Genomic DNA, 11,610 nt, shown 5'->3' on the forward strand with positions numbered 1-11,610 from the left:
TGGCATTGGCCCCTCGGCCATGACCGAGGCCATGGCCATGCTCAATCAGCATTTCAACAAAGCGGCCTGATCCCAACAAAGGCGCGGTGCCGCTCGGCGGTCCCGAATGTTTGCAACAGAGCCCGCTGCCCTACATGCGGCGTGCAGGCATGGGGCAAGCCCGCGCTGCGGCTCCTGTGCGGTGGCGACGATTGCGCCAGCGCGCCCCTCGCCCCTGTCGAATAAAGGGGCTAGGATCAGCCCATGACGATGCGCAGCCTATTCGACGGGGCTTTGACGATGATCCTCTATGTCCTCGCCTTCGCAGCGGGGACAGTTTTTGTCCGGGCCAACTATGATCTGGTTGAGGCACACCCGCTTCTGGTGTTCTTTGTCGGCGCGATCTTCGCCTACCAGCTATTCAACCTGATCCCGCTTGCCGTTGCGACCATCAACGATCACATTCTAGGCCAGCCTGAACAGCGTCATAAGCGAGACTAGAGGCTATCCCTTCGGAATAGCGTTAATATCGAGCGCAAGCGGCTCGGTTTGTCGGGAGCTGCATGGTCCGGGGCCGTGGCCTCCGTCGCTGCGGGGTGCGCCTCATCCCATAGAGCTTTCCAACGCTCCGCCTCAATGCGGCGCGCCATTGCGCGGTTCTCAACCGCGTGCAGCCTTCGCGCTTCTCCGGGATCGCTATCCATGAATCTCGCGCTGCACGATGAATGGTAAGTTTCCGTTGCACACCATGATTAACAGCCTGCCGACGATAAAGGCTGGGCATATCGCGCGGGCGCAGCTCCTTCGCCTTGCCAGCGCCGTGCCTGCCCGATACGGTTCTGCAACAACTCTGCTTTCGGGTCGCGCACAACCCGCCGTTGTGTCCGAAAGTGCGAAAGCCCGGCCCTGTGTCGGGCTTTCTTATATTCGTGCTAGACCACGCTCCAACAAATAGTTCTGGTTCTCATAGACGCCTACGTCTATGCCGGATCTGACAGAGGAAGCGGGATGGCATTGGAACCTATCAGGGTATTGGAGTTCGCGGACGCCGATCGCGCGGACGTGCAACGGCGCGTGGTCGATGCCGTGCAAGCTGCGCCCGAACGGTTCCTGACGGACTATGCGGCCCGACCCGGCACTTTCGGGGGGCGCTACGTCTGTGCGGACGCCATGAAAGAGCTGCTTCCCGAATATACCGCCTCAAGAGAGGCCCGCGGCCGATACAACGCGCCCGTCCACAATGCCGCGGCCGTTCTGGCGGCCGAACAATACCGGCGCGTAGTGGCCGATAGCTCCGATCCGGCCCGCAACCTGGTGCTGTTCGTAACCGGGATGCCGGGGGCCGGGAAAACCTCTGAAATCCAGTATGCGGCGCTGCATGAAGGAAACCGGCTCGGCCGTGACGTGCGCGCGATCTTTGAGGGCCAGCTTGTCGATCCGCAAGCGAGCATCGCCAAGGTCGAACAGGCATTGAGCGCCGGATGCAGGGTCGGGGTAATAGCGGTGCTGCCTCGGCCAGAGGAGGCGCTTGCGCACACGTTCCAACGCTTTGAGGAGCTGGGCCGGGGTGCGAGCGCGGCCGTGATGGTGCGTATTCAGGAGGGCACGCCTGACGGCCTAGAGGCCCTTCTAGGTCGCTTTGGCGATCAGATTTCGGTTGCGGTCCATGACGTGCGCGATCGTGCGAATGTTCATCGCCTAGAAGGCATGGACGGTGTAAATATCTGGCGGAAGGAATTGGAAAATGGACCTGTCCAAGAAAGGCTTGAAAGAGAGTTCGACCGGCTCAACCAACTCGGCCGCGTCAGCGCAGATTGCGCCCTCCAATTCAAAGGACAGTCTCCCCACGGGCAACTTTACGCGATTGGAGGCCCTGATGTTGGTGGGAGCCTCGCACATGGCGACGGACGAAAAGCTACGCCGGAAAGTGGCCGAACGTCTCTCCTGAACGCGGCACGGGGAAGCTCGCTCGCCGGACTCTCCGACGCCCTCAAGACAGGCCAGAGCGAAAGCGACGGCAAAACCAAATCCAACGAAATCGGCCACGGCCTGCCTAAGCCGCCGTCGCCTCGGCGTTCCAGATGAACGCCCCCAGCCCTAACCTTCCGCTTGGTGTTAGCCGGGGAGCGTTGCGAGGGGCTGGCCCCTTGCTGTGGGGGTCGATCGGGACGCTGGGCGGCCCGATCGCAGGGGGACGCTTCCCCCGCCTGCCCCTTCTTTTCCAGTAGGTGCCATGACCGGCTATCTCGGCTCGAAACAGGTTTCGGGCGCATATCAGGCTGTGATTGCCAATATGCCGCCGCACGATACCTACATTGAGACGCATCTAGGCTCCGGCATCGTCCTCCGGCGCAAGCCTCCCGCTGCCCGCTCGATCGGCCTCGAAATTGATCCGGCTACCTTTGAGTGCTTCGGCTCGATCGCGGCAGAGGAATCGAGCGCGTTCGATGGCGCGGCCGTCGAAACCTACAACGTCGATTGCCTCGCCTTCCTGCGCGATTTCGACTTTTCGGCCGCTGGGCGCGTGCTGATCTATGCTGATCCGCCCTATGTCCTCGCCACGCGCTCCCATCCGGGCACGCGCTACCGCTATGACTATACGGAAGCGGACCATAGGGAACTGCTGGCCGTCCTCGATGCGCTGCCCGCCTCGGTGATGATTTCAGGCTATCCCTCGTCCCTGTATAGCGAACTGCTGCCCGCGCCGCGCTGGCGCGTCCTGTCCTATCAGGCCATGACGCGAGGCGGGCCGCGCACCGAATGTCTATGGATGAACTATGCGCCCGACGCGGCGCATTGGGCCACCCATGCCGGGGTGGATTTCACCGATCGCCAGAGGATCAAGCGCAAGGCGGCACGTTGGAAACGCATGTTTAGCGAGCTGCCTGCGGGCGAGCGAATTGCGATCCTCGCCGCGCTGCTGGAAGTGGACTCATAGCAGGCCAGCGCCGCACTCGTTGCCGTTGTGAAATGATTAACCAAAGCATCCTAGATCAGCCCTGCGACCCGAAGAACCTTTCTCGATCATTTAGGTTCTTTCACTGGACCCGGCTGCATTAGCTGTCGGGTCCATCTTTCTGCGCCGCCAGCTCGTCCACCAACATTTAACCAAGGCGGGCAAGGGTCCGATTACCGCTCCTGTGTCAAAAGAGGCGATGAACGGCGATAACAACAGGCCCTTTTCGCGCGGCGATTTGTCGGCGCTTCTGCTGCTGCTGTTCACGCTCGCCATGATGGCCTATAACTATCGGCATCCAGAGTGGGCGAGCCAAGGCGGCATATGGGCCTACATTGTTCCCCGCCACGGGACAGCATCATAGGCGTGCGCGCCTATCCGATGACTGAACGGACAAAGCGGACGATCGGCGGCCCAACGCCCGCGAGGAAGGCAAGCCCGGTAAGCGCCAGCAATCCCCAAAACTCGATGTGGATAAGCAAGTCGCTGCCGGAATCGTCGTTCGGATCGGGCCAGTCCTTCATGGCACCGGATGATTACGGCTCCGGCTCGATGCTGCAACCTCCTAAGCCAGCAAGGGGCTTCACCGGCCAGCATCATAGACGGGAACGTCTATGCCACCGGCGACATAGACGCGGGCGGCTATGCTGCAGCGCATAGACAGCGGCGACTATGCTTCAGCGGCCAACATTTCCGAGACAGGGCAACCGATCGCGTCCGCGAGCTGCGCCATAACATCCAAGGTCGGATTGGCCTTCCCGTTCTCGATAAACGAAATGTAGGAGGCCGTGACGCCGGTTTGCTCATGCAGCATCGCTTGCGACATTTTGAGGGCCTGCCTCCGCGCCCTCAACCGCTTCCCGAATAATTTGCTCAACGGGTGCGCCATATCGTCCAAACGTAGGTATATTGCCATTCTGGAACCTGCTTCGGAGTCGGGTGATGATGGACTTGAACGACGAACAATATCACCGCCTCCAACATGCTATAGCCCTCACGCGCGAAAGCCTCGCTATCGCGGCGGAGCTGGGCGACGATCTATCAGCCTTTCAACTGAAACACGCGCTCCATTCGCTGCATTACATTAGCGAGCTAGAGGCCGAAGGCCATGACGATCGGGAGCCTGTCACCCTGACCGTGGATGAAGCGGAGGCCCCGCGAACTGCGAGAACAATGCGAGACACGGACCTGAGCGATGAACAATATCGCGGCCTCCTCCACGCTATAGACCTCGCGCGGGAAAGCCTCGTTATCGCGGTGGAGATGGACGACGACATAACCGCCTTCCATCTCAAAACCGCGCTCCGTTCCCTCGACTATTCTAGGAAGCTGGTTTCCGCTTGATCTAGCGTCGAACGCTGCGGCGCTGGGCCGGTCGATCGTCTCCGATAACCGGCCCGGAACGCTTCCTTTCGCGTTCGTCGTCCAGCTCGATCCGGGGAGCCTCCCGCTCCTGCTGACGCGGGTTCTCGATCGCCGCCCTGATCTGGCGCACCACGCCTTCACGGCCCAAGCGGCTGTTCTGCTGCAAGTCGTTGAAGTCGGTGAAGCGTGCCGGGTCGGCCTGCTGCTCGCCGGGAGCGAAGGTCGGGAAGACCGGAACGCCGTTCACGGCCTGCGCCGCTTGGGTCGCCTTCTCCTTGCCGGGATTGTAGCCGAATTTCTCCAAGACGCGCTGATCGTCCTCGCCCATGATGAAAATCGGCTTGTCGGGGTAACGCTCGCGCAACGCGGCTGCGACGGCGGGAAGGTTGCCGGAATCGAACGCCGCGACGGTCGCATGGTCCACCACGCTAGAGACGGTCGCCATCGTCGCGTAGCCTTCGCCAATCATAATGCGCGGGGCCTTGTCGAGCGCGGCTAGTGCGGCCTGCGGCGTCACGCCCCCGTTGACCACATGGAAACAGCTTTCCTTGTGGCTCTCCTTCGCAAAACGCTTCGTGCCGTCTTCCTGAATATATTGCGTCGTCCAGTGCTTGCCGCTGGTGTCGATCGCCGGAAGGTGGATTGTATTATCGCTGGCGCTGGCGAGCGCGCCGATCGTCGGCGCAATGCCCTTCCTCTCCATGTAGGGCGTTGCCTGCTCGATCTGACGGCATTGCGCGGCGCGCTGCTGCACGCGCTCGGCCGTCGCGTCATATGTCGCCGTCCGTTCCCGATCGCGCTCCTCGCGCTTGGTGGCCGCCTCGGCGTTCAAGCGGGCCTTCTCCTCCTCGCTCAAGGTGTAGCCGGTGCTTTTCCAGCGCATATCCAGCCCTGAACGGTTGTTCTTGATATAGCCTGCGGGGTGGCCATCGGTGAACGCGACGTAGAAGCCCGCCGCCTCGCCTTTGCCGTCCCCCGCTGCGGGAACGCGGTGGGTCTTCCCGTCCATCATCGGGTGCCCTGCGGGAACCTCAAGGCCAAGGGATTTCATGGCGTCGGCAAACTCGACCTCCGGGCTTTTCGCCTCCTGCTGGCGCGGCTGATTGTCTATTTTCCAGCGCGCCAGCTTCTCCGGGTCTGCGCCCTCCGGCGCATACCAGCTCTTGCGCGCGGCATCCCATTTCGCGCCGTTGGCTTTGGCAAGGGTTCGTTCGCCATAAGGCACCGCCAGATATTCGCGCGTCTGTCGCGGGGTTTCCTTCATCGTATGCCCTTCCTGCGGCTGCTCCGGGGCCGTGGGGCGCTGCGCGCGCTCGCCGGGGAGCGATTGGCCTATATCTTCTGCGGGTGCCTCTACGGCGCTTGAAAGCCATTTCTGGAACGGCTCGACATTAGCGCCTGCCGGGACATACCATGATTTTTCGGCCTTATCCCACTTTGCGCCCAAGGCTTTCGCCTCGTCCTTCTCCCGATAGGGGACCGCAAGATATGTGCGGGTGGAAGGCGCTGGCGCGGCGTCCCGGTGGTCAGTCGCGTCAATGTCCAAGGATGGCGAATTGACCGCATAAAGCGGGGCCAAGCCCTGCCGCTCGCGGCGCTCATCGGCATATTGCTCCGCCTTCAAATTGATAAGGCGGGCAATCTCCTCCGGGTTCTGGTCGCGGCCATCAAAATCGCTGATCTGGTTCGGCCCAAGGGACAAGGCGATATAGCGGCGGCGCTCGCTATCGGCGGAATAGCCCGCCATAAGGTTTCGCTCGCCGTTCGGGGTTATCATCGTGCCGATCGGCCCGACGCCCTCAAATTGCCGTCGAACGGTGTGCATCGGCCCGCCACTATCAACCGGCTCCCAACCGTGCTTGTCGATCAGCGCGTGCAAAGTGCGGTCGGAATAGTGCTGCTGCGGGTCCGGTATAGAATCGCCTATGGCGGCAACGGCCCCGGCTGCGGCGGCCCATCTGTCGCCGCTATGGTCTGTCAGCCGCTCGACCGTAAACCCGGAATCATTAAGCGCCGCTGCAAGCGCCGGTCTGGCGAAGGCGGCCTTGATACGATCGTCCAGCTCCATGTTGAGGTCATCGGATATTACTAGGTCCGCTTCCTCGTTCCCATCGAAATGGGGGCCGTTCTGCCACTCCTCATAGGCTTGAACCGTCTCGGCCACGGCCGCGACCGCAAGCCGATCGCCCTCATCAAGATCATTCTGGCGCTGCTCCGGTGCCTGCTGGAAGTCTGGCGGCAAAGTCACGCGGAACCTATCAAAATCCTCGCGCGTAGCAGGCCGGATTTGATCTAGCGGACTGGCATAGAATGGCCCGTTAATCGGGTTGCGCCCGTCTATATTGCTGGCGAGGACGCCAAGCATCGTCATGCCCGGCTGCTGATAGCAAAGCGTATTCTCATTGCTGACGAAATATCGCGTATGGTCCTGCGCCTGCTCGACCTGCTGAATCAGCTTTTGTTCCAGCGCCAGAACATAGGTGTGAATCTTCTCGGCGTCCGATGCGGCGCGGACAATCTCAAGCGGGTCTTCCTCAAGGACTTTGATCCATGATCCGACATAGGCCGCGTGCTGCTCCGGGTCGTGGCCGATCTGCAATTCCTGCCCGGTTATGAGGCTCGCAATCTCGGCTCGCAATTCTTCGCGGGCATAGCCTTCCGAACCGAACGGGTGCGCCAAATCCCGGTCAAGGCGGTTGGGGTGGCCGGTCCAGTGCCCCAGCTCGTGCAGCGCCGTGGCGTAGAAGCGATCCGCGCTCGGAAACTGGCTGCGCAACGGCAAGGTGATGCTGTCGGTCGAAGGCCGGTAAAAGGCGCGGTCGCCCGCTTCTTCGGTGATTTTCGCGCCCGACGCCTGCAAGATGGCCTCGGCCCGGTCCACCGGATTCCACTCATGCGTAGTGGTGGCGATAGGTGGAAGCCCGTCGATCTGCTCGGCGTTGAACACCACGGCATAAAATGCGCGGGGCCGCTCAAGCTCGACCTTCTCTTTCCTCTGGCGGCCCTCGGCGTCCAGCACGGGCTTACCGCTCTCGTCCCGAACTACCCGTTCCTCCTCGAACTGCCAGTATTGGACAAGGGAGCCTTTCTCGCCCTTCCGCACCTGTGCGCCTTGGGCGGCGGCCTGCTTGTAGGTCAGCCAGCGATTATCAACCCGGCCCTCGGACATGAGATTGAGGACATTGACGCCGCGATAGCGTTTCCCGGTCGTTGGATTGAACGGCAATCCGCTGCTGCCGGTTGTCTCCCAAGGCTTCTGCCAAGGGGCGGTGCCCTGCTTCAACTGCTCTATCAGCTTGTCGGCAACCCGCTGGTGAAAGGGCTTCTTCTCCTCGGCCATGTCCTCGCCCTCCCCTAGATCAATTCGCGTTGCGCGCTGCCGCGATCAATTCGCCGCGTTCCGTGGCGATCGGTGCCGCGTCACCATCAAGCCCTTCCTCGGCCTCGCGCGCGTCGGCCTCGCTCATGGCGTCCTCGACAAAGGCCCCTGCCCGCTCTGCTTCCTCCGGGTCGAACTCGACAACCGCGCCGGGAATCTCGGCGTCGGCAAGTTTGCGCGCCACCAGCTCGTCAAGGGTGGGCGCGTCCTGCGCCTTGGGCTGATCCGTCATGCTCGTTCTCCTTTGCTGAAATCGGGCTGTCCCTTGTTGTCGAAATAGGTCTGCTTGCAGCCGGGATAGGCGCTGCAACTCCACCAGAAGGCCCCCTTCTTTTTCGCGGAAGGACGCCGCACTAGGCCAGCGCCGCACGCTTGGCATTTGTGCTGCTGCGACGGCACGGGCGCGGGAGCCTTCGCCAGCTCCGGCTTGCCCGCCTTGTCGTTGGCGGTGAATTTGCAGCCGTCGGCATAGCCGGTGCAGGACCAAAAATAGCCCTTGCTCCCTTTGATCCGGCGCAGCGGCTTGGAACATGACGGGCAAGGCGGCGCGTCGATCGCTATGGCAAGGCCCTGCTCTTTCACCCGTGCGACCTCGCGGCCGACATAATCGGCCAGTCCGCGAACGAATGTCATGGTATCGCTCTTGCCCTCGGCAATCGCGCGCTGCTGTTCGTGCCAAATGGCGGTCATGTCAGGGAACTTCGCCTGATCGGGCAAGGCGTCATAGAAGGCACGCGCCTGCGGGGAACTGACGATATTCTTGCCCTTCTCGACCAAAAACCCGCGATCGAAAAGCGTGGCTATGATGCTGTCGCGGGTCGCCGGGGTTCCAATTCCGCCATGCTCACCCGCCTTCCCCTTGTCCTTCTCGATCAGGAGTTTCCTAAGCCGCTCGTCCCGAACATATTTCGCCACCCGCGTTAGGTCGGTCAAAAGCGTGGCCATCGTATAGAGCGGCTTGGGCTTGGTTTCCTGCTGGTCGGCGCTGGCCGAAAGGCATTGCCCGGCCATGCCCGACGCGATCGAACGCAAGTCGGCCGAAAGGGTGTCCTCGTCCTCGGCAATATCCTCATTGCCTACATCGTTCTTATAGAGGACCGTCCAACCCGGCTTGGTCACAACCTTGCCCCGCGCGGAAAAGGCGTGGCCCGCAACCTCTATCTCGATTTCGGTCTGGTCATATTGGTTCGCGGGCCAGAACTGCGCGACATAGGCGCGCGCGATCAGCATATAGATACGCTGCTCCGGCTCTGTCAGCGCGGCAAAGTCGGCCGTGGCTTCGGTCGGAATGATGGCGTGATGCGCGGAAACCTTCTGCGAGTTGAAGGCCCGGCTTTTTATCGACGGGTCCGCGCGCTGCGCGATCGCTGCCAGCATCGGGACCGTCGCGGCGACGGCCGCCAGCACGCCGGGGGCGTCGGCGTGCTGCTCATCGCTCAAATATTCGCTGTCGCTGCGGTTGTAGGTGATAAGGCGATGCTTCTCCCGCAACGCCTGCGTAATGTCCTTCACCTGATTGGGCTTGTAGCCGAATTTCCGCGCGGCATCGGTTTGCAGCTTCAAGAGATTGTAGGGCAGCGGCGGCGCTGCCTCTTTCGCGGTGGTTTTGGCGCTGGCGATGCGAGCCGGTTGCCCCTGCACCGCCCCGGCTACGGCCGTCGCGAAATTGCGGTCGATCAAGCGGCGCTGCTCATCAACAGGGTCGCCCTCCCCGATCTGGTAACGCGCGGGGAAGGTCTGCCCGGCGAAACTGAACTGCCCCGATACCGTGTAGTAATGGCTCTTGGTGTGGGCCTCAAAATCGCGGTCGCGGCGGACGACAAGGCCCAAGATTGGGGTCTGCACGCGACCGACACTAAGAACGCCCTGAAACCCCCGCGCCTGCGCCGCGAGGGTATAGGCGCGGGTCATGTTCACGCCATAGAGCAAATCGCCCACGCTGCGCGCCTCGGCCGACGCGGATAACCCGGCATATTCGCGGTTATCCCGCATGGAGGCCAAGGCCCGCTGCACAACCTTTAGATTGTTGTCATTGATTAGCAGGCGTTGGACCGGCAACCGGCTTCCGGCCCATTGCAGAATCTCGTCAACGATAAGCTGGCCCTCATCGTCGGGGTCGCCCGCGTGAATGACGCTCCGCGCCGATTTGAGGAGTTTGCCGATCGTGCAGAGCTGGGCGCTCGTCTTGGCAACGGGCCGCTTTTCCCACGGGATGAAGCTGATCGGCAGCGCCGCCATGTTCCACGGGTCTTGCGGGTCCACTAGCTCAAGCATGTGGCCAATCGCCCACGTCACATAATGACGGCCGCAATCTATGAAGCCGTCTTGTCGCGCCCCTCCTCCAAGGCCCTCGGCAATGGCCCGCGCGAGTTCGGGCTTTTCGGCAATGACGATGATCTCTCCGCTCATGCCATCACCACGTCACTACGGGTTTGATGGAGGCGGTCACTTGCCGCGCGCTGATCGGCCCGAAATAGCGGCCGTCGAAAGAGGCCGCGCTGTCGCCAAGGACAAGGATTTCCCCATCGCCTAGCGTCCAAGCGGCATTGAGCCGGGGCAAGGCCCGCCCTGCCCCATCGGCAAGCTGCGGGGCGCTGTCGGGGACAAGGCGGCCGTTGATCCGCACGCCCTGCCCGCCAATCTCAACGCGGTCGCCTTTAGCGGCTAAAATCCGCTTCATCATTTCATAGCTTCCGCTGGGGCAGTCGCCGGGTTCGATGTAGCGCCTACGCAACGCCTCCAAAAAGGGCGGCGCTGCGGGCGGACAGAACGCCACAAGATCGCCCTTTTGCGCGGTCCCGCCCGTCGCCCGATAGACGCCTACCGGGATGCTCGGCGTAGCGTTGAAGCGAAGGCCCGCCGCCTTCGCGCCAAGCATGGCGATCATGGCCCCCGCCACGCCACAAACCGCATAGCGGCTGACCTTGGCGAAGCTCGGCCGCTTCATAGTTTGATCCTCCGGCCCCCTTCGGGCGGCTTCGGCGCGTGATTGCCCCTGATCGTGTCGCTCCGATCCGGCGCGGGAATCTTGGCGCGGGCACTAAAGGTCGGGTCTTGGAAATAGAGGGGCTGACGGCCATAGATCATGGGATAGCCTGCGACATAAATCAGCATGTCGCCCGCTTCGGAAATATCTCCGTCCGGGGTCTTCTTCGGCCCCGGCATCCTCATACACTCATCAGGCGTCAAAAGCGGGCGCTGGGTTTCCTGCACGGTCTTGGACACGGTGCCACCAAAGAAACCCCCGCCCCCGCGTCCGGTGCTTTTGGTGATTTGCTCTTTAAGAACGGTGGTCTGCCCGGTGAGTTTGGAAAGATGCTCGGCCGTCTCAACACGGTTGGGCGGATAGGCGTTCTGGATATGAGCGTTGGAGGTTATCAGCTCATCCGGCCCATAGCCGGTTTCCCGGCTCCTAAGCTGGTTGGTGTCCTGACAAATGAGATAGAATTTCAGGCCGTAGCCTGCGGCGAACGCCAAGGACTCCTGAATGATTCCAAGTTTCCCAAGGCTGGGAAACTCATCAATCATAAACAGGGCGCGGTGCTTGTAGCTCTGAACTACCCGGCCCTCCTCGAACTCCTGCTTGGGCGCAAGGATACGCACCATCATGTTGAGCATGACGCGGACAAGCGGGCGGAGCCGGTCCTTATCGGTGGGCTGGGTGATGATGTAGAGGCTAACCGGCCTCTCGCTGTTCATCAGGTCACGAATGAGGAAATCGGAAGTCGCGGTATTGGAGGCCACAACCGGGTCTTGATATAATTCTAGATAGCTCTGCGCGGTCGATAGAACCGATCCGCCCTCATCATGGCCCAGTCGGCCCGAAGCTGCGATTTTGGCCATGTTGAAGAACAAAGATTGAACATGGCGATCTACCAGGCTCGCTCTTGTCCTCCAATCTCGTAAACATCGGTCTCGATCGAGCACCTGT

12 protein-coding genes are annotated in these 11,610 nt (G+C 61.7%); 5 read left to right on the forward strand and 7 right to left on the reverse strand.

The window, feature by feature from the left end:
- Positions 1–243 precede the first annotated feature (243 nt).
- From Q4610_RS20890 to Q4610_RS20905, 4 genes are all read left to right on the forward strand, one after another.
- Positions 244–480: a hypothetical protein gene (locus Q4610_RS20890; protein WP_044663216.1), complete on the forward strand. Its 237-nt coding sequence runs from the start codon at positions 244–246 to the stop codon at positions 478–480.
- Positions 481–987: 507 nt separating this feature from the next.
- The gene (locus Q4610_RS20895) at positions 988–2,064 is read left to right on the forward strand and encodes a hypothetical protein (protein WP_044663217.1); all 1,077 of its coding nucleotides are present in this window, start codon (positions 988–990) and stop codon (positions 2,062–2,064) included.
- Between the two features lie 148 nt (positions 2,065–2,212).
- A complete protein-coding gene (locus Q4610_RS20900) occupies positions 2,213–2,917 on the forward strand; it encodes a DNA adenine methylase (RefSeq protein ID WP_006954176.1) in 705 nt (234 codons plus the stop codon).
- A 217-nt stretch (positions 2,918–3,134) separates the two neighbouring features.
- The gene (locus Q4610_RS20905; RefSeq protein ID WP_021223002.1) at positions 3,135–3,299 is read left to right on the forward strand and encodes a hypothetical protein; all 165 of its coding nucleotides are present in this window, start codon (positions 3,135–3,137) and stop codon (positions 3,297–3,299) included.
- A 10-nt stretch (positions 3,300–3,309) separates the two neighbouring features.
- Here the strand turns inward: Q4610_RS20905 and Q4610_RS20910 are convergent, their stop codons facing one another.
- Entirely contained in the window at positions 3,310–3,459 is a 150-nt protein-coding gene (locus Q4610_RS20910) for a hypothetical protein (RefSeq protein ID WP_172668332.1), read from the reverse strand.
- A 146-nt stretch (positions 3,460–3,605) separates the two neighbouring features.
- Positions 3,606–3,851 carry a helix-turn-helix domain-containing protein gene (locus Q4610_RS20915; RefSeq protein ID WP_019053933.1) on the reverse strand — a complete coding sequence of 82 codons (246 nt, stop codon included), beginning with the start codon at positions 3,849–3,851 and terminating at the stop codon, positions 3,606–3,608.
- Between the two features lie 26 nt (positions 3,852–3,877).
- Here Q4610_RS20915 and Q4610_RS20920 point away from each other — a divergent pair, with 26 nt between their 5' ends.
- Complete coding sequence (locus tag Q4610_RS20920; RefSeq protein WP_044663218.1) at positions 3,878–4,279, forward strand: hypothetical protein; 402 nt, start codon at positions 3,878–3,880, stop codon at positions 4,277–4,279.
- Between the two features lies 1 nt (position 4,280).
- Here Q4610_RS20920 and Q4610_RS20925 read toward each other — a convergent pair whose 3' ends face one another.
- The 5 genes from Q4610_RS20925 to Q4610_RS20945 all read right to left on the reverse strand — a co-directional run.
- Positions 4,281–7,640, reverse strand: coding sequence for a zincin-like metallopeptidase domain-containing protein (locus Q4610_RS20925; RefSeq protein WP_086485398.1), 3,360 nt, complete (start codon positions 7,638–7,640; stop codon positions 4,281–4,283).
- 19 nt (positions 7,641–7,659) lie between these two features.
- On the reverse strand, positions 7,660–7,911 hold the full coding sequence (locus Q4610_RS20930) for a conjugal transfer protein (RefSeq protein WP_054944723.1): 252 nt from the start codon (positions 7,909–7,911) through the stop codon (positions 7,660–7,662).
- Positions 7,908–10,088, reverse strand: coding sequence for a DNA topoisomerase 3 (locus tag Q4610_RS20935; protein ID WP_086485397.1), 2,181 nt, complete (start codon positions 10,086–10,088; stop codon positions 7,908–7,910). The genes Q4610_RS20930 and Q4610_RS20935 overlap by 4 nt, the downstream gene beginning before the upstream one ends.
- A gap of 4 nt (positions 10,089–10,092) precedes the next feature.
- Positions 10,093–10,626: a conjugative transfer signal peptidase TraF gene (gene traF / locus Q4610_RS20940; protein ID WP_054944722.1), complete on the reverse strand. Its 534-nt coding sequence runs from the start codon at positions 10,624–10,626 to the stop codon at positions 10,093–10,095.
- Positions 10,623–11,610 (reverse strand): type IV secretory system conjugative DNA transfer family protein (locus tag Q4610_RS20945; protein WP_304537762.1); only part of this gene is annotated, 988 nt, incomplete at its 5' end. The genes Q4610_RS20945 and traF, both read right to left, overlap by 4 nt.

Source organism: Sphingobium cyanobacteriorum (genome assembly GCF_030580935.1).
GTDB lineage: Bacteria > Pseudomonadota > Alphaproteobacteria > Sphingomonadales > Sphingomonadaceae > Sphingobium > Sphingobium cyanobacteriorum.

Coding starts and splice junctions, on each gene's coding strand:
- Q4610_RS20890 (WP_044663216.1), top strand. CDS start 244: ATGACGATGCGCAGCCTATTCGACGGGGCTTTGACGATGATCCTCTAT.
- Q4610_RS20895 (WP_044663217.1), top strand. CDS start 988: ATGGCATTGGAACCTATCAGGGTATTGGAGTTCGCGGACGCCGATCGC.
- Q4610_RS20900 (WP_006954176.1), top strand. CDS start 2,213: ATGACCGGCTATCTCGGCTCGAAACAGGTTTCGGGCGCATATCAGGCT.
- Q4610_RS20905 (WP_021223002.1), top strand. CDS start 3,135: ATGAACGGCGATAACAACAGGCCCTTTTCGCGCGGCGATTTGTCGGCG.
- Q4610_RS20910 (WP_172668332.1), bottom strand. CDS start 3,459: ATGAAGGACTGGCCCGATCCGAACGACGATTCCGGCAGCGACTTGCTT.
- Q4610_RS20915 (WP_019053933.1), bottom strand. CDS start 3,851: ATGGCAATATACCTACGTTTGGACGATATGGCGCACCCGTTGAGCAAA.
- Q4610_RS20920 (WP_044663218.1), top strand. CDS start 3,878: ATGATGGACTTGAACGACGAACAATATCACCGCCTCCAACATGCTATA.
- Q4610_RS20925 (WP_086485398.1), bottom strand. CDS start 7,640: ATGGCCGAGGAGAAGAAGCCCTTTCACCAGCGGGTTGCCGACAAGCTG.
- Q4610_RS20930 (WP_054944723.1), bottom strand. CDS start 7,911: ATGACGGATCAGCCCAAGGCGCAGGACGCGCCCACCCTTGACGAGCTG.
- Q4610_RS20935 (WP_086485397.1), bottom strand. CDS start 10,088: ATGAGCGGAGAGATCATCGTCATTGCCGAAAAGCCCGAACTCGCGCGG.
- traF (WP_054944722.1), bottom strand. CDS start 10,626: ATGAAGCGGCCGAGCTTCGCCAAGGTCAGCCGCTATGCGGTTTGTGGC.